Origin of the sequence: Nocardioides carbamazepini (assembly GCF_024614185.1) — a bacterium.
Taxonomy (GTDB): Bacteria; Actinomycetota; Actinomycetes; order Propionibacteriales; family Nocardioidaceae; genus Nocardioides; species Nocardioides carbamazepini.
In genome coordinates this window covers 97238-113050 of the sequence record NZ_JAHTLF010000023.1, presented here as the reverse complement: position 1 = coordinate 113050, position 15813 = coordinate 97238, and the positions used below count along the sequence as shown (strand labels likewise).

General features: G+C 72.3%; 16 protein-coding genes. 13 read left to right on the top strand and 3 right to left on the bottom strand.

The window, feature by feature from the left end; all coding sequences use genetic code 11:
- The first annotated feature begins 25 nt into the window (after positions 1 to 25).
- Genes KVF89_RS24835 through KVF89_RS24825 form a run of 3 tightly spaced genes read left to right on the top strand, consistent with a single transcriptional unit; the run spans position 26 to position 3005 of the window.
- Entirely contained in the window at positions 26 to 592 is a 567-nt protein-coding gene (locus tag KVF89_RS24835) for a PadR family transcriptional regulator (RefSeq protein WP_257429544.1), read from the top strand.
- The gene (locus KVF89_RS24830; RefSeq protein WP_257429542.1) at positions 589 to 2592 is read left to right on the top strand and encodes an NADPH-dependent 2,4-dienoyl-CoA reductase; all 2004 of its coding nucleotides are present in this window, start codon (positions 589 to 591) and stop codon (positions 2590 to 2592) included. The genes KVF89_RS24835 and KVF89_RS24830 overlap by 4 nt, the downstream gene beginning before the upstream one ends.
- Positions 2589 to 3005 (top strand): nuclear transport factor 2 family protein, encoded by a 417-nt coding sequence (locus tag KVF89_RS24825; RefSeq protein ID WP_257429540.1) that lies wholly within the window; start codon positions 2589 to 2591, stop codon positions 3003 to 3005. The genes KVF89_RS24830 and KVF89_RS24825 overlap by 4 nt, the downstream gene beginning before the upstream one ends.
- Before the next feature lie 37 nt (positions 3006 to 3042).
- On the opposite strand, the gene KVF89_RS24820 is transcribed toward KVF89_RS24825, so the two are convergent.
- Positions 3043 to 3522: an SRPBCC family protein gene (locus tag KVF89_RS24820; protein WP_257429537.1), complete on the bottom strand. Its 480-nt coding sequence runs from the start codon at positions 3520 to 3522 to the stop codon at positions 3043 to 3045.
- 173 nt (positions 3523 to 3695) lie between these two features.
- On the opposite strand from KVF89_RS24820, the gene KVF89_RS24815 reads away from it, so the two are divergent.
- The 6 genes from KVF89_RS24815 (at position 3696) to KVF89_RS24790 (ending at position 7929) form a co-directional block, all read left to right on the top strand.
- Positions 3696 to 4508, top strand: a complete 813-nt coding sequence (locus KVF89_RS24815) for an ATP-binding cassette domain-containing protein (RefSeq protein WP_257429535.1) — start codon at positions 3696 to 3698, stop codon at positions 4506 to 4508.
- A 10-nt stretch (positions 4509 to 4518) separates the two neighbouring features.
- On the top strand, positions 4519 to 5172 hold the full coding sequence (locus KVF89_RS24810) for an ABC transporter permease (protein ID WP_257429533.1): 654 nt from the start codon (positions 4519 to 4521) through the stop codon (positions 5170 to 5172).
- On the top strand, positions 5169 to 5837 hold the full coding sequence (locus KVF89_RS24805) for an ABC transporter permease (protein ID WP_257429531.1): 669 nt from the start codon (positions 5169 to 5171) through the stop codon (positions 5835 to 5837). Before KVF89_RS24810 ends, KVF89_RS24805 begins: the two co-directional genes overlap by 4 nt.
- Positions 5834 to 6775 (top strand): ABC transporter substrate-binding protein, encoded by a 942-nt coding sequence (locus KVF89_RS24800; RefSeq protein WP_257429529.1) that lies wholly within the window; start codon positions 5834 to 5836, stop codon positions 6773 to 6775. Before KVF89_RS24805 ends, KVF89_RS24800 begins: the two co-directional genes overlap by 4 nt.
- A 108-nt stretch (positions 6776 to 6883) precedes the next feature.
- Positions 6884 to 7264, top strand: a complete 381-nt coding sequence (locus KVF89_RS24795) for a DUF1304 domain-containing protein (RefSeq protein ID WP_257429527.1) — start codon at positions 6884 to 6886, stop codon at positions 7262 to 7264.
- 38 nt (positions 7265 to 7302) lie between these two features.
- On the top strand, positions 7303 to 7929 hold the full coding sequence (locus tag KVF89_RS24790; protein WP_257429526.1) for a flavodoxin family protein: 627 nt from the start codon (positions 7303 to 7305) through the stop codon (positions 7927 to 7929).
- Here the strand turns inward: KVF89_RS24790 and KVF89_RS24785 are convergent.
- Positions 7901 to 9058 carry a hypothetical protein gene (locus tag KVF89_RS24785; protein ID WP_257429524.1) on the bottom strand — a complete coding sequence of 386 codons (1158 nt, stop codon included), beginning with the start codon at positions 9056 to 9058 and terminating at the stop codon, positions 7901 to 7903. The genes KVF89_RS24790 and KVF89_RS24785 overlap by 29 nt on opposite strands.
- The gene (locus KVF89_RS24780; RefSeq protein WP_257429522.1) at positions 9055 to 9453 is read right to left on the bottom strand and encodes a homing endonuclease associated repeat-containing protein; all 399 of its coding nucleotides are present in this window, start codon (positions 9451 to 9453) and stop codon (positions 9055 to 9057) included. Before KVF89_RS24780 ends, KVF89_RS24785 begins: the two co-directional genes overlap by 4 nt.
- A gap of 164 nt (positions 9454 to 9617) precedes the next feature.
- Here KVF89_RS24780 and KVF89_RS24775 point away from each other — a divergent pair, with 164 nt between their 5' ends.
- The 4 genes from KVF89_RS24775 (at position 9618) to KVF89_RS24760 (ending at position 15812) form a co-directional block, all read left to right on the top strand.
- Entirely contained in the window at positions 9618 to 11429 is a 1812-nt protein-coding gene (locus KVF89_RS24775; protein ID WP_257429520.1) for a DUF3556 domain-containing protein, read from the top strand.
- A 5-nt stretch (positions 11430 to 11434) separates the two neighbouring features.
- Positions 11435 to 12907: a class I adenylate-forming enzyme family protein gene (locus tag KVF89_RS24770; RefSeq protein WP_257429612.1), complete on the top strand. Its 1473-nt coding sequence runs from the start codon at positions 11435 to 11437 to the stop codon at positions 12905 to 12907.
- A 98-nt stretch (positions 12908 to 13005) separates the two neighbouring features.
- Positions 13006 to 14286: a PucR family transcriptional regulator gene (locus KVF89_RS24765; protein ID WP_257429518.1), complete on the top strand. Its 1281-nt coding sequence runs from the start codon at positions 13006 to 13008 to the stop codon at positions 14284 to 14286.
- Positions 14287 to 14387: 101 nt separating this feature from the next.
- Positions 14388 to 15812: a phytoene desaturase family protein gene (locus KVF89_RS24760; protein ID WP_273475580.1), complete on the top strand. Its 1425-nt coding sequence runs from the start codon at positions 14388 to 14390 to the stop codon at positions 15810 to 15812.
- Position 15813 lies beyond the last annotated feature (1 nt).

The window sequence follows — 15813 nt, the reverse complement described above, 5'->3', positions numbered from 1 at the left end:
CGGTCGCTGGGGCATCCTGAGGGGCATGGCCCTCGAGCACGCGATCCTCGTTTCCCTGAGCGAGCGCGCCGCGTCGGGCTCCGACCTGGTGCGGCGCTTCGACGCGTCGATCGGCTTCTTCTGGTCCGCGACGCACCAGCAGATCTACCGCGTCCTCGGCCGGATGGAGGGCGACGGCTGGATCTCGTCCGCGTCGATCGCCCAGGCCGACCGGCCCACCAAGAAGCTGTACGCCGTCACGGACGCCGGCCGCGCCGAGCTGGCCCGCTGGATCGGCGAGCCGACGACACCCGACGCGATGCGCAGCAGCGTCAGCGTCAAGATGCGCGGGGCGTCGTACGGCGACCGCGCCGCGCTGCTCGACGACCTGCGCCGCCAGCTCGACGAGCACACCAAACGGCTCTCGCTCTACGAGTTCCTCGCCACGCGCGACTTCCCCGATCCCGACGCGCTGGCCGATGCCGACCTCGACATCTACCTGGTGCTGCGCGGCGGCCTCCTCATGGAGGAGTTCTGGATCCGCTGGCTGACCGAGTACCTCGACGCCCACACCCGCCCCGCCCCCAGCACCGGCAAGGAGACGCTCCGATGACCGCCTATCCCCTCCTCACCACGCCCGCCGTCGTCGGCGGCCTCGAGCTCCAGTCCCGTGCGGTGATGGGCTCCATGCACACCGGTCTCGAGGACCGGCCGTGGCACATCGACGAGCTGGCGGCGTACTTCGCCGAGCGCGCCCGTGGCGGCGTCGGGCTCATCGTCACCGGCGGCTACTCCCCCAACATCCGCGGCTGGCTGCTGCCCTTCGGGTCGCAGATGACCACCCGCCTCAACGCGCACCGCCACCAGCGGGTGACCGACGCCGTCCACGAGAACGGCGGGAGGATCGCGCTGCAGATCCTGCACGCGGGCCGCTACGGCTACACGCCGTTCAGCGTCTCCGCGAGCGCGACCAAGTCGCCGATCACGCCGTTCAAGGCCTCCGCACTGTCGACCCGCGCGGTCGAGCGGACGATCGACGACTTCGTCGCCTCCGCCAAGCTGGCCCGCAAGGCCGGCTACGACGGCATCGAGATCATGGGGTCCGAGGGCTACCTGATCAACCAGTTCCTGGCGGCGCGCACCAATCGTCGTACCGACAGGTGGGGCGGCTCCGCCGAGAACCGGATGCGCTTCCCGGTCGAGATCGTGCGCCGGGTCCGGCAGGAGCTGCCGGACCTCTTCGTGATGTACCGGATGTCCCTGCTCGACCTGGTCCCCGACGGGCAGACGTGGGCGGAGACGGTCGACCTCGCGCACCGCATCGAGGAGGCCGGCGCGAGCGTCATCAACACGGGCATCGGCTGGCACGAGGCGCGGGTGCCCACGATCGTCACCAGCGTGCCCCGCGGCGCCTGGGTCGACAGCACGCTGCGCCTCAAGCAGGTCGTGTCGATCCCGGTGTGCGCCAGCAACCGGATCAACACCCCCGACGTCGCCGAGTCGGTGCTCGCCCAGGGCGTCGACCTGGTCTCGATGGCCCGCCCGTTCCTCGCCGACGCCGATCTGGTCGCCAAGGCCCGCGACGGCCGTGCCGACGAGATCAACACCTGTATCGGCTGCAACCAGGCCTGCCTCGACCACACCTTCCAGAACAAGCGTGCCTCCTGCCTGGTCAACCCGCGTGCCTGCCACGAGACGACGCTGGTGCTGAGCCCGACCCGGCGGGCCCGTCGCGTCGCCGTCGTCGGCGGCGGTCCCGCCGGCCTGGCCACGGCCGTGAGCGCGGCCGAGCGCGGTCACGACGTGACCCTGTTCGAGGCCGCCGACGAGCTGGGTGGCCAGTTCCGGCTGGCCATGCAGATCCCCGGCAAGGAGGAGTTCGCCGAGACGCTGCGCTACTACCGCCGCCGGATGGAGGTCCTCGGCGTCAACGTGAAGCTCTCCACGCGGGCCACCCCCGACCTGCTGACCGGGTACGACGAGGTCGTGGTCGCCACCGGTGTCGAGCCCCGCACACCCGCGATCCCCGGCATCGACCACCCGAAGGTCGTCTCCTATCCCGATGCCATCACCGGTCGCGTCGCCGTGGGCGCCCGCGTCGCCGTGATGGGCGCCGGCGGCATCGGCTTCGACGTGACCGAGCTGCTGGCCCACCGCGAGGAGACCCTGGAGGAGTGGCGGGCGCACTGGGGCGTGGCCGACCCGGCCGTCGTCCGCGGCGGGGTCACCGACAAGACGCCGCGCGACCCCAAGCGCGAGGTGTGGCTGCTGCAGCGCAAGGAGTCCGCGCAGGGCAAGGGCCTCGGCAAGACCTCCGGCTGGGTGCACCGCGCCGTCGTCAAGGACCTCGGCGTCCACCAGCTCAACGGCGTCACCTACGACCGGGTCGACGACGCCGGGCTGCACATCACCGTCGACGGCCGCCCCCAGGTGCTGCCGGTCGACCACGTGGTCGTGTGCGCGGGCCAGGAGTCCGTCCGCGGCCTGTACGACGACCTGCTGGCGTCGTCCTTCCCCGGTGCCGTGCACCTCATCGGCGGGGCCGATGTCGCGGCCGAGCTCGACGCCAAGCGCGCGATCAGGCAGGGCACCGAGCTGGCGGCGGCACTGTGAGCGGCGGCACTGTGAGTGGCGGCACGGGGTTCCGGGCGGCCGTCGAGGCCCGCGACGTGGCGGCCATGCGGGCCTGCCTGGCCGACGACGTCGTCTTCCGCAGCCCGGTGGCGCACAAGCCCTATCTGGGCAAGGCGATCACGGGCGCGATCCTCGCCAACGTCATCGAGGTGTTCCAGGACTTCCGCTACGTGCGGGAGCTGTCCGACGACGCGGGACATGCGCTCGTCTTCGAGGCGACCGTCGACGGCCTCCAGCTCACGGGCTGCGACTTCCTGGTCCTCGACGCGGACGGCCTGATCACCGACTTCATGGTGATGGTCCGCCCGCTCAAGGCGGCCCAGGCCCTCGCCGAGCAGATGGGGGCGCGCTTCGACCGGATCGTCCAGATGGCATCGCACGACGCGACCTGACGCGAACCGGGACGACTGACGTCCCGCGCCGCCGAGCTCACAACGCCAGGTTGTCGGCGTCCCCGGGCCGCACCTCACCCCGCCAGGCACCGGTCTCGGTGCCCCGGCTCTCGATGAACTGCTTGAACCGCTCGAGGTCGCCCTCGGTGCGCCGGTCCACGATGTTCAGCGCGTCGCCGGTCTTCTCGACGATCCCCTCGGGCTCGAACTCCATCCGCAGGGTCACCCGCGTCGAGCTCCCCAGCTCGTCGGGTGCGAAGGAGACGGTGCCGTCGTTCTTCGTGCCGTCGAGCGCGCGCCAGGTGATCCGCTCATCGGGTGTCTGGTCGACGATCTCGGCGTCCCACTCGCGGCGGATGCCGGCGATGTCGGCACGCCAGTGCAGATGGGTGGCGTCGAGCTGGCGGACCTCCTCGACGCCCTCCATGAAGGACGGGAAGGTCTCGAACTGGGTCCATTGGTCGTAGGCGGTGCGGACCGGGACGTCGACGGTCACGGACTTCTCGATCGTGCTCATGGATCGTGCTCCTCTCGTCGGTTCCTCCCGCGGTACCCGGCGCCGGCGGGCGGAACCGGGCGGAACCGGGCGGAACCCGGCGGAACCGGGCGGGTCGTTCCTCGCACCGTGCGCCGACCCGGCTGGCACGCGGGTGCTCCCCGTTGTCCGTGCGGCCCCGTAGGGTGCCACGCATGGGGATCGAGTTCCGCGACGTCGGCAAGACCTACCCCGACGGCACCGTCGCCGTGACGGGCTTCTCCTGCACCGTCCCCTCGCACCGCACCCTCGCGCTGGTCGGCACGTCGGGATCCGGCAAGACCACGCTGATGCGGATGGTCAACCGGATGGTCGAGCCCACCACCGGGACCGTGCTGATCGACGAGCGCGACGTGCAGGGCCTCGACAAGGTGGAGCTGCGCCGCTCGATCGGCTACGTCCCGCAGGCCGGCGGTCTGCTCCCCCACCGCCGTGTCGTCGACAACGTCGCGACCGTCCCGGTCCTCACCGGCACGCCCAAGCGCGCCGCCCGGGAGGCCGCTCTCGCCCTGCTCGAGCTGGTCGGGCTGGACCCCGCCCTCGGCAGGCGCTACCCGACGCAGCTCTCCGGCGGCCAGCAGCAGCGCGTCGCCGTCGCCCGGGCGCTGGCCGCCGAGCCCAACATCCTGCTCATGGACGAGCCGTTCGGAGCGGTCGACCCGATCGTGCGGCGCGGGCTGCAGGACCAGCTGCTGCAGCTGCAGGCCGAGCTCGGCAAGACCATCGTGCTGGTCACCCACGACGTCGACGAGGCCTTTCGGCTGGGTGACGAGGTCGTGATCCTGCGCACCGGCGGCATCGTCGCGCAGACCGGCACGCCCAAGGAGATCATGGCCGCGCCCGCCGACGCCTTCGTGCGCGACTTCATCGGGTCCGACCGTGCGGAGCGGTCGCTGCGCACCGTGGAGGTCGACGGGCTCAGCCTCGTGGTCGACGGCGACGGCCGGCCGGTGGGGGTCCTCGAGTGAGGGCCTCCGCATGACCTGGCTGAACGCCAACCGCGACTACGTCCTCGACATGCTGCTGCAGCATGTCCGACTGGCCGTGCCCGCCGTCGTGGTCAGCGTGCTCATCGCGATCGTGCTCGGCCGGATCGCCTGGCGCTGGCCGCGCGCCGGCACCGTCGTCCTCGGTACGGCGAGCCTGCTCTACTCCGTGCCCGCGCTGCCCCTCCTCATCGTGATCCCGGTCCTGCTCGGCATCTCGCTGCGCTCCGGTCTGACCCTGGTCGTCGCGCTGGCCGTCTACGGCACCGCGCTGCTCGCCGGCACCGCGGCCGATGCGTTCCGCTCCGTCGACGCCCGCGTACGGGAGGCGGCCGAGGCGATGGGCTACTCGCGCACCGGGCTGTTCTGGAAGGTCGACCTGCCGCTCGCCGTCCCCGTGCTCCTGTCCGGCATCCGGGTGGTCACCGTGAGCACGGTCAGCCTGGTCACGATCGGCGCCCTGGTGGGCATCCCGAGCCTGGGCAACCTGCTCACCGACGGCTTCCAGCGCGACATCCGTGCCGAGATCGTCACCGGCGTCGTCGGCACCATGCTGCTGGCTATCGCGCTCGACGTCCTGCTCGTCGGCCTGGGGCACCTCGCCACACCCTGGCGCGCGACGCTGCCGAAGGCGGCCGCGCGATGAGCCTCTTCGGCGACGCCCTGTCCTGGATCACCGACGGCGCCCACTGGGGCGGCCCGACCGGCATCGACCACCGGATCGTCCAGCACCTGCTGGTCACCTTCGCCGCGGTCGCCCTCGCGGCCTTGCTCGCACTGCCCCTCGGCGTCCTCATCGGTCACACCGGCCGGGGCCGGCTGGTCGTGGTCGCGCTCGCCGGCGCGGTGCGCGCCGTCCCCACCCTCGGCCTGCTCACCCTGCTCGGGCTGGCGCTCGGGATCGGCATCGAGGCGCCGCTGCTCGCCCTCGTCGCGCTGGCCTTCCCGTCACTGCTGGCCGGCGCCTACGCCGGCGTCGAGGCGGCCGACCGTGGAGCCGTCGACGCGGCGCGCGCCGTCGGGATGAGCGAGTGGCAGCTCGTCACCCGGGTCGAGATCCCGCTCGGCGCCGATGTCATCCTCGGTGGCATCCGCGCCGCCACCCTCCAGGTCGTGGCGACGGCCACCCTGGCGGCGTACATCTCCGACACCGGGCTCGGCCGCTACCTCTTCTCCGGCCTCAAGTCCCGCCAGTACGACGAGATGCTGGCCGGTGCGCTGCTCGTCGCCGGACTGGCCCTCGTGCTCGACCTCGCCCTGGCTACCCTCCAACGGGCCAGCCGACCCACCACAGGAAAGGTTCCGTCATGACCCGTCCCTCTCGATTCGGGCAGCTCCGATCCACGCAGATCGGCCTCGCGCTGGTCACCGTCGCGTCGCTCGCCCTCACCGCCTGCGGCGGCGACTCCGACCCGCTGAGCTCCGGCGACGGCGACAACGGAGGGGGCGGCACGATCGTGATCGGCTCCCAGGACTACTACTCCAACGAGATCATCGCCGAGGCCTACGCCCAGGCCCTCGAGGCCGCCGACATCGAGGTGCAGCGGGACTTCAAGATCGGCCAGCGCGAGGCGTACCTCCCCGAGATCGAGAGCGGCTCGATCAACCTCTTCCCGGAGTACACCGGACCGCTGCTGCAGGTCTGGGAGCCCGACACCGAGGCGCGGCTCGCCGACGACGTCTACGCCGACCTCGTCACGGCCGCCGAGGACAAGGGCCTGCAGGTGCTCGACCAGTCGCCCGCGACCGACCAGGACTCCTACGTCGTCACCCGTGCGTTCGCGGAGAAGTGGGGCCTGGAGACGATCGACGACCTCGCCAAGGTGACCGACCCGATGGTCTTCGGCGCCAACTCCGAGGCGGAGAACCGGCCGAACGGGCCGAAGGGCCTCAAGGACACCTACGGCGTCGAGGTGTCCTTCACCCCGATCGAGGACGGTGGCGGACCGCTCACGGTCAAGGCCCTCGAGGACGACGACATCCAGCTGGCGATCATCTACACCGGCGACCCGTCGATCAAGAAGAACGACCTGGTGACCCTGGAGGACACCAAGGGCCTCTTCCTCGCCTCCCATGTGGTCCCCCTCGCCAGCGAGGACCTCAGCGACGAGGCCGCCGGGGTGATCAACAAGGTCAGCGCCGCGATGTCTCCGGAGGACCTGGTCGACCTCGACGCCCGCAGCGTGGACGAGCAGCTCCCCGCCGCGACCATCGCCAAGGACTGGCTGGAGAAGGAAGGCCTGCTCTGACCCCACCGCCGCCCCGGCATATCTGAACGTCTCTATCTGAACGTCTCAGGGCCGCCGACCCGGCGCGTTCGAACGCGCCGGGTCGGCGGTTGGTCCACAATCGCCACCATGACCGCAGTCGCGCTGGTGTTCGCCGGCCTCGCCGCCCTGCTCCACACCTACATCTGGGTGATGGAGTCGCTCACCTGGACCAGCGCCCGCACCCGCGCCACCTTCGGCACCAGCCCGGCCGAGGCGGAGGCCACGAAGGAGCTGGCCTTCAACCAGGGCTTCTACAACCTCTTCCTGGCGGTGATCACGGTCGGCGGGATCGCGGCGTTCGGCGCCGAGGACGACCGGGTCGGCGCCACCCTCGTGCTCTGTGGAACGGGCTCCATGGTCGCCGCCGGCCTGGTCCTGCTGGTGTCGTCGCCCGACAAGGCCCGTGCCGCGATCACCCAGCTCGCGTTCCCCGCCGTGGCCGTCGTGCTGCTGGCACTCGCGCTCTGACCCGGCTGGGCGCCGGCGCCGCCGGGTACCGCCCGGCGATGGACGAGAACACATCGACCGATCCGCTGCGCGCCCTCGTGCTCTGCTGCACGCTCAAGCCCTCCCCGTCCCGGTCCAGCTCCGAGCTCCTCGGCATGCGCGTCCTGGAGGCGTTGCGCGGACACGAGGTCGAGGGTGACCTGGTGCGCGTCGCCGACCAGCGCGTCGCCTTCGGGGTGAGCACCGATGAGGGCGGGGGCGACGAGTGGCCCGCGATCCGGCGGCAGGTGCTGGACGCCGACATCCTGGTGATCGCCACCCCGATCTGGATGGGGCAGCCGTCGTCGGTCTGCAAGATGGTGCTCGAACGGCTCGACGCCGAGCTGAGCGAGACCGACGACGAGGGCCGGATGCTCACGTCGGGGAAGGTCGCCGGTGTCGCCGTCGTCGGCAACGAGGACGGCGCCCACCACGTCTCCGCGGAGGTCTACCAGGCGCTCAGCGACGTCGGCTTCACCATCCCCGCGAACGGCGTCACCTACTGGGTCGGCGAGGCGATGCAGTCCACCGACTACCAGGACAGGGACCCCGAGCCCGAGAAGACCGCCGCCACGACGAGGACCCTGGCCGGCAACGCCGCCCACCTCGCGTCGCTGCTCAGGGCCGCGGCGTACCCGCCGGCGTGACCCAGGCGTGGAACAGTGGGAGGCCCTCCCACGAGCCGCCGCGGGCCACCGCGACGAGGGCGTGGGGCCGGTCGAAGGTGAGCACGACGCGCCGCACCGTTCGGTCGACGTACGCCGGCATCCCGGCGGCGCGCATCTCGAGCGCCGTGACCGCCGCGGCTCGGAAGCCGGTGGCGTCGTAGGTCGCGGTCGCGGCCTGCACGCAGCGCAGCTCGAGCCCGTCGACCAGCGCCGCGGACGGGACGAGCCGGGCCAGGCCGCGGCCGACCTCGACCACGCCGGGCGCTCCGGTGAGCTCGTGGCGGGCATCGACGTGCCAGGCCGGCAGCCGGCCGGTCCACAGCTCGGCCCCGTCCTCGGGCGCCCGGCGCGCGGTGAAGGACTCGGTCCTCTCCCGCACCCGCCAGGCGTGCCCGTCGCCGAGGGGCCCCGCCGGCCGGTCACCGTGGGCGAGGGCGCCGCCCAGCCGTCGGGCGACGACCTCGTCGACGGCACGCCACACCTCGCCCGGCGCCACCCCGGGCGCGGCGATCACGCTGATCACGTCGATGCCGTCGTCGGTCGGCGGACAGGCGACCCCGACGGGTCCGGCGGACTCCGTCGGCACCACCGCCTGGAGCTCACCGTCGAGCTCGAGCAGGCCGTCGCGCGCCGTCGACAGGCGCTCGCGCCAGCGCGGCTCGGTCACCAGGGCCGAGGCGAGGAGCAGCAGGGTGCGGTCGTCGACCTGGACCGGGAACGAGCCGATCAGGTCGCGGGTGTGCTCGCGCGCCCAGGCGTCCAGCGCCGCCTGGCCCGGCAACGGCACGACCGGAACCGGGCCCGGCACCGGCGCGCGCAGCGTCAGATCGGGCCGCACCCACCCGCCGAGCGCCGCACCCACGGCGGGATGCGGGTCGGCCAGCAGCGCCGCCACGACCGCCGACGCCTCGGGCGCAGGCATGCCGAGCACGGACTCGAGGGCGGCGCGCTCCGCAGGGTCCTCGACCACCTCCGCCACCGCGCCGAGCAGCAGCCACAGGCCGGTCGCGGACAGGATCGGCGCCTCGACCAGGCCGAGCCGCTCCCGCAGCCGGGCCGCATGGTCGCGCAACGCGGCGGCGGTCCGGCCGTCCACGACAGCACTCACGACTGCCCCGCCGCCCGGCGCTTGACCTCGGCCCAGGGGAACCGCTGGCGCAGGGTCGCACCGCTCGGCACACCGTCCTGCTCCTTGGCCCAGGACGCATAGTCGGCGAAGGAGCCGGTGCTGCCCGGTACGGCGAGGTAGCGGGCCACGATCTCGACGACGTCGTCGTCGCTCCACCGCCGGCTGGTCGAGCGGGTCTTGTTCGTGGCGACCCCCGCGTGGGCGCAGGCGGCGTTCCACGACCCGAACCGGCGGATCAGCAGCGCCGGGGAGGCCGCGTTTCGCGGGCGCTGCCAGGCGTCGTACGCCGACGCCGTCAGCGGCTCGCCGAGCTCGACGGCCGCGGCGGCGAGATCGGCCGCGATCTGCTCGTCGGAGAACTCGGGGACCCGCATGGGACCCACCGTAGCCATTGACCCGACCAGCCCGCGGCGGGCACTTGTCGGTGGCGGACGAAGCCGGGCCGGAACTTCGGTCGTCGGGGCCGTGACCGACAGCACAGTCGCGAACCTACGGTCGGTGGACCGCCGCGGCGGTCCGTACCGAAGGAGCCACCCCGATGCCTTTCCTCACCCCCGACGCCCCGCCGGTCGACCCGGCGGAGTTCCTCACCCGTCCGCGCCAGGAGCGGATCCGCCTGCTCGCCACCTTCTGGGGCGAGTACGGCTTCGGCACCCCGAAGATGGTGCACACCATCTACATCGTGAAGCTGCTGGTGCTCTACGTCGGCGGCGGGGTCGCGCTCGCCACGCTCACCTCGGACGTCGGGGGCATGTTCGACATCGGGCAGTGGTGGGACCAGCCGATCATCTATCAGAAGCTCGTGCTGTGGACGCTCTTCCTCGAGCTGTTCGGCATCGGCGGCACCTGGGGACCGCTCGCGGCGCACTTCAAGCCGATGACCGGCGGGATCAGCTACTGGGCGCGTCCCGACACCATCCGGCTCCCCCCGTGGCCGGGCAAGGTGCCGTTCACCGCGGGCGACAACCGCACCCCCTTCGACGTGCTGCTCTACCTCGCGACCCTCGCCAGCTTCCTCTACGCCGCCGCGTCGGGCGGAACCCGGCTCGACGGCTTCGGCGTCACCATGGTCGAGCCGGGCCTGATGGCCCTGTCCGCGGCGCTCCTCGTGCTCTGCGGCCTGCGCGACAAGGTCCTCTTCCTGGCGTCCCGGGGCGAGCAGTACCTGCCGATCCTGGTGATCTCCGCCCTCGCCGGCGCGACGCTGACCTTCACCGACTTCATCGTGGCGGCCAAGCTCGTCATCGTCATCGTCTGGGTGGGCGCGTCGATCTCGAAGATGAACCACCACTTCCTCAACGTGATCCCGCCGATGGTGTCCAACGCCCCCTTCATCCCGACCTTCCTCAAGCGGGCGCACTACCGGTCGCTGCCCGACGACCTCAAGCCGTCGCGGCTGGCGTGGTTCATGGCCCACGTCCTCGGCACGACCGCCGAGCTCGCCGTGCCGCTGGTCCTGCTGTTCAGCACGAACTGGACGATCACCCTGCTCGCGGTCGGCTCGATGGTGCTCTTCCACGTCTTCATCACCCAGACCTTCCCGCTGGCGGTGCCCCTGGAGTGGAACATCCTGTTCGGCTATATCGCCGTGTTCCTGTTCGCCGGCCACTTCGCGGGCGACGGCTACGGCATCGGCGACTTCAGCGAGGCGTGGATGCTGCCGGTGTTCGTCGCGGCGCTGGTCTTCTTCCCGGTGCTCGGCAACCTGCGTCCCGATCTGGTCTCCTTCCTGCCCTCCATGCGCCAGTACGCCGGCAACTGGGCGTCGGCGACCTGGGCGTTCGCGCCCGGGGCCGAGGCGAAGCTCAACCAGCTCAAGCGGCCGGCCAAGAACCAGATCGACCAGCTGATCGAGGGCATGGGCTACGACCCCGACGTGGCCGAGATGACGATGCAGATGACGCTCAGCTGGCGCTCGATGCACAGCCAGGGCCGCGGCCTGTTCTCGGTGCTGCAGAACTACCTGGGCGACGAGTACGAGACGTACTCGCTGCGTGAGGCGGAGTTCTGCTGCAACTCGATCATCGGCTGGAACTTCGGCGACGGCCACCTGCACGACGACCAGCTGATCGACGCGCTGCAGCGGCGACTGGACTTCGCGCCCGGTGAGTTCGTCGTGGCCTGGGTGGAGTCGCAGCCCATCCACAGGCCCACCCAGGAGTACTTCGTGATGGACGCGGCGCTCGGCATCGTCGAGCGCGGCACCTGGCTCGTCGCCGACTGCGTCAAGGAGCAGCCCTGGCTGCCGAACGGCCCGGTCCCGACCGACGTCAGCTGGCGGCACCCGGACTACCACCCGGCCTCCGCGCCGGCACCCGCATCCGCGCCGGCGCCGAGGGCGAACGCGTGACCTCCATGAGCGACCTGGCCCGGATCCCGTTCCTCCGCGCGGAACGGGATCCGGGCGGGAGGTGCCTGCGCGACGGCGGACGCGCCCTCGACAACGTGACCTTCGCGGCCGACGTACGACGCCTGGCGCACCGCTTCGGCGCGCTCGGCGCCGCGCCCGGCGACACGGTCGCGGTGATGCTGCCGAACAGCGCGGAGATCGTGACCACCATGTTCGCCGCCTGGTACGGCGGGTCGGCACTGACGCCGGTCAACGCCGCCCTCACCGACGACGAGGTGCGCTACCAGCTGGAGGACTCGGCCGCCGCCGTGCTCGTGGGCGACGAGCGGGCCCGGGAGCTCGCCGCGTCCGTCGGCGTCGCGTGGCTGGACGCGACGTCGATCCACGGGAGCGCGGCCCCGGACCCCGCGGCGGACGCGGGTCCGCTGGCCGCGTCCGACGACTTCGCACTGATCATCTACACCAGCGGCACGACCGGTCGCCCGAAGGGCGTGCTGCTCGACCACGCCAACCTCGACGCGATGAGCGCCTCGCTGGTGCAGCACTTCACGATGACGGCCGCGGACACCAGCCTGCTGGTGCTGCCGCTGTTCCACGCCAACGGGCTGATCGCCGGGACCCTCTCGCCGCTGCGGGCCGGCGGGGACGTGGTCGTCGCGCCGCGGTTCTCGCCGGACACCTTCTGGGACCTCGTCGAGACCCACCGACCGACGTACTTCTCCGCGGTGCCGACGATCTACGCGGTCCTGGAGGCACGCACGACCCGCCCGGTCGACACCTCCTCGCTGCGCTTCGTGGTCTGCGGGGCCGCCCCGATGCCGGCCGAGCTGATCCTCCGCTTCGAGGAGCGCTTCGGCGTCCCACTCGTGGAGGGCTACGGCCTCTCGGAGGGCAGCGTCGCGTCGACGATCAACCCCGTGGCCGGGCCGCGCAGGCCCGGCACCGTCGGCGTCGCGCTGCCCGGGCAGGAGGTCGCGGTGGTCAGCCCCTCGGGCGATCCGCTGCCGTCGGGGTCGCGGGGCGAGGTCGTGATCCGCGGCGCGAACGTGATGCGCGGCTATCTCGGGCGGCCGGACGAGACCCTGCACACCGTCCGGGACGGCTGGCTGCACACGGGCGACGTCGGGATCATCGACGAGGACGGCTACCTGCGCATCGTCGACCGGATCAAGGACATGATCATCCGCGGCGGCGAGAACATCTACCCCAAGGAGATCGAGGAGTGCCTCTACGGGCACCCCGCCGTCCTGGAGGCCGCCGTGGTGGGCAAGCCCGACGCGGTCCTCGGCGAGGTCCCGGTGGCGTACGTCGCCACCCGGCCCGGGCTCGTGGTGACCGAGGCCGAGCTGCGCTCCCACTGCGCGGGCTCGCTCGCCCACTTCAAGGTGCCCGAGGAGGTCCACGTCCGCGCCGAGCTGCCCAAGAACTCGGTCGGCAAGCTGGTCAAGGGCCTGCTCCGCGAGCAGGCGGCGGTCTGACGGCGTGGGCGCTTTGGTTCCCGCGACCAAGTCCGCCACCATCGCTCGTGGCGTCGGCACAGTGACGCCGATCACACCGGGTCTGGGACACTCCCCCCATGGCTGATGCTCCCACTGAAGGCCAGGCGACCGATCTCGTCCAGACCGTCGCGACGACCCTGCACGCGCGGATCACCGACCTCGCGAGCAGCATGCGCGACCGGCTCTCCTCCCGGATCGAGGAGCTCGAGGGCGAGGCCGCGATCTTCGACCTGCTCTACGCGAGCATCGAGGGCAACATCGAGAACATCCTGTACGCGCTGCGCCACGACATCCCCGTCGCCAACATCGAGCCGCCGTCGGCCGCCTACGAGTACGCCCGGCGCCTGGCCCAGCGGGGCGTCTCGGTGAGCGCACTGGTGCGCGCCTACCGGCTCGGCCAGCAGCACCTGCTCGAGATGACCTTCGCCGAGTGCGACCGGCTCGACGCCCCGCTGGACGCCCGGGCCGAGGCGTACGAGCGCATCGTCGCCGTCACCTTCGACTACATCGACTGGATTTCGCAGGGAGTCGTCACCGTCTACGAGTCCGAGCGCGAGCGCTGGCTCGCCGAGCGCAGCAGCGCCCGGGTCAGCCAGATCGAGGAGCTGATCGCCGGCGCACCCGTCGACATCGACGCCGCGGAGAAGGTGCTCGGCTACCGCCTGCGGGTGCCCCACCTCGGCGCGGTGATGTGGGTCGACGAGACCGGTGCCCAGGAGGACCAGCTCTCGCGGTTCAACCGCGCGGCCACCGGGATCGCCGACCTCCTCGGCTCGACCCGCGCACCGCTGGTCATCCCCCGTGACCGGGCTACGGCGTGGACCTGGTTCTCGGTCGCCGACGACGTCGAGGTCGACCTCGGCGGGATCCGTTCGCTGCTCACCAAGGCGGGCGGGCCTCCCGTCCCGAACATCGCCCTCGGCCTGACCGCGTCCGGGGTCGGCGGCTTCCGGCGCACCCACCGCGAGGCACTGCACGCCCAGCAGGTCGCGATGGTCGGCGACGACCCCCACCGCGGGGTGACCAGCTTCGACGAGCCCGGCCTCAAGGTCGCCGCGCTCCTGGCCCACGACCTCGACACGGCCCGCACCTGGGTGCAGGAGACGCTCGGCGACCTGGCACTCGACGACGAGCAGCACGAGCGGCTGCGGCACACCCTGCTGCTGTTCTTCCAGAACGACAGCAGCTACACCGCCACCGCCGAGGCGATGCTCATGCACAAGAACTCGGTGAAGTACCGCATCGCGTCGGCCGAGAAGGCACTGGCCCGCTCGATCAGCTCGGACCGGCAGGCCATCGAGCTCGCGCTCACCGCCTGCCACTGGCTGGGCCGCGCGGTGCTGGTCGGCGCCGCCTGAGCCTCGATCCCGCGCGGTTGTGCACCGGGACCAAAGCGACCGGGCAAGTCCATCCTCCCGGGCCATGGGGACCCGCCCGGCGGACGCCGTACCGTCGAACCATGACGGACGTCCTCGTGATCGGCAGCGGTCCCAACGGCCTGGCCGCCGCGCTGACCCTGGCCCGCGCCGGCGCCCAGGTGACCGTGCTCGAGGCGCAGGACGAGATCGGCGGCGGGACCCGCACCGTCCAGCCCTTCGGTCCGGGGATCCTCGTCGACCACTGCGCGGCCTTCCATCCGATGGCGCTCCAGTCCCCCGCCCTGGCCGGGCTCGACCGCTACGGCCTGCGGTGGGCGTGGCCGGAGATCGACGCCGCCCATCCCCTCGACGACGGCGCACCTGCCCTGCTGCACCGCTCGGTCGACGCCACCGCGTCCGGCCTGGGTGCCGATGCCCGGCGGTGGCGGATGCTCTTCGGCGGGCCGTCCCGGGCCTACGACCGGCTCGCGGCCGACATCCTCGGCCCGGTCGTCCACCTGCCGCGGCACCCATTGCTGATGGGCCGCTTCGGCGCTCCGACCGTCCTGCCGGCGGCGCTGCTGGCGCGGTTCTTCCGCACCGAGCAGGCTCGCGCCCTCTTCCTCGGCACCACGGCCCACGCCATGCGCCCGCTGACCGAGGTCGTCTCCTCCGCCATCGGCGTGGGCATCCTCACCGCGGGCCACCACGACGGCTGGCCGGTGGTCGTCGGCGGCACCCAGGCGCTGACCGACGCGATGGCCAAGGCTCTCGCCGACCTCGGCGGCAAGATCGAGACCGGCGTGCCGGTCACGGCGCTCGACCAGCTACCGCCCGCCGACGCCGTCCTGCTCAACCTCGCGCCCACGGCCGCCCTGAGCCTGTACGGCGACCGGCTGCCCGCGGGCACCCGGCGTGCCTATCGCCGCCACCGCAACGGCCCGGCCGCCTACAAGGTCGACCTCGCCGTCGAGCAGGGCGTGCCCTGGCGCGACGCGGAGCTCGGCCGCGCCGGCACCGTGCACCTCGGCGGTGGTCCGGCCGAGATCATCGCGAACGAGCGAGCGGTCGCGTCCGGCCGGATGCCTGAGCGCCCCTTCGTGCTGCTCGGCCAGCAGTACCTCGCCGACCCGTCGCGCTCACGCGGCGACGTGCACCCGGTCTACAGCTACGCCCACGTCCCGGCCGGCTTCGACGGCGACGCGACCGACGCGATCATCGCCCAGGTGGAGCGGTTCGCCCCGGGCCTGCGCGAGCGGATCGTCGACGTCCACGTCACCCGGCCGGGGCGCTTCGCCGCCGGGAACGCCAACTACGCCGGGGGCGACATCCTCACCGGCGCCAAGAGTCCCGGCGCCCTGCTGCTCGGTCCGCGCCCCGGCCGCAACCCGTACCGGACCGGAGCCCGCGGGGTCTACCTGTGCTCGGCCGCCGCCCCTCCCGGCCCCGGCGCCCACGGCATGGCGGGCTACCGCGCCGCCCAGCTCGCCATCCGCGACCTGCGCCTGGGCCCGGCCCGAGCCTGAC

Coding starts and splice junctions, on each gene's coding strand:
- KVF89_RS24800 (WP_257429529.1), top strand. CDS start 5,834: ATGACCCGTCCCTCTCGATTCGGGCAGCTCCGATCCACGCAGATCGGC.
- KVF89_RS24835 (WP_257429544.1), top strand. CDS start 26: ATGGCCCTCGAGCACGCGATCCTCGTTTCCCTGAGCGAGCGCGCCGCG.
- KVF89_RS24830 (WP_257429542.1), top strand. CDS start 589: ATGACCGCCTATCCCCTCCTCACCACGCCCGCCGTCGTCGGCGGCCTC.
- KVF89_RS24780 (WP_257429522.1), bottom strand. CDS start 9,453: ATGCGGGTCCCCGAGTTCTCCGACGAGCAGATCGCGGCCGATCTCGCC.
- KVF89_RS24790 (WP_257429526.1), top strand. CDS start 7,303: ATGGACGAGAACACATCGACCGATCCGCTGCGCGCCCTCGTGCTCTGC.
- KVF89_RS24805 (WP_257429531.1), top strand. CDS start 5,169: ATGAGCCTCTTCGGCGACGCCCTGTCCTGGATCACCGACGGCGCCCAC.
- KVF89_RS24760 (WP_273475580.1), top strand. CDS start 14,388: ATGACGGACGTCCTCGTGATCGGCAGCGGTCCCAACGGCCTGGCCGCC.
- KVF89_RS24820 (WP_257429537.1), bottom strand. CDS start 3,522: ATGAGCACGATCGAGAAGTCCGTGACCGTCGACGTCCCGGTCCGCACC.
- KVF89_RS24765 (WP_257429518.1), top strand. CDS start 13,006: ATGGCTGATGCTCCCACTGAAGGCCAGGCGACCGATCTCGTCCAGACC.
- KVF89_RS24815 (WP_257429535.1), top strand. CDS start 3,696: ATGGGGATCGAGTTCCGCGACGTCGGCAAGACCTACCCCGACGGCACC.
- KVF89_RS24775 (WP_257429520.1), top strand. CDS start 9,618: ATGCCTTTCCTCACCCCCGACGCCCCGCCGGTCGACCCGGCGGAGTTC.
- KVF89_RS24810 (WP_257429533.1), top strand. CDS start 4,519: ATGACCTGGCTGAACGCCAACCGCGACTACGTCCTCGACATGCTGCTG.
- KVF89_RS24795 (WP_257429527.1), top strand. CDS start 6,884: ATGACCGCAGTCGCGCTGGTGTTCGCCGGCCTCGCCGCCCTGCTCCAC.
- KVF89_RS24770 (WP_257429612.1), top strand. CDS start 11,435: ATGAGCGACCTGGCCCGGATCCCGTTCCTCCGCGCGGAACGGGATCCG.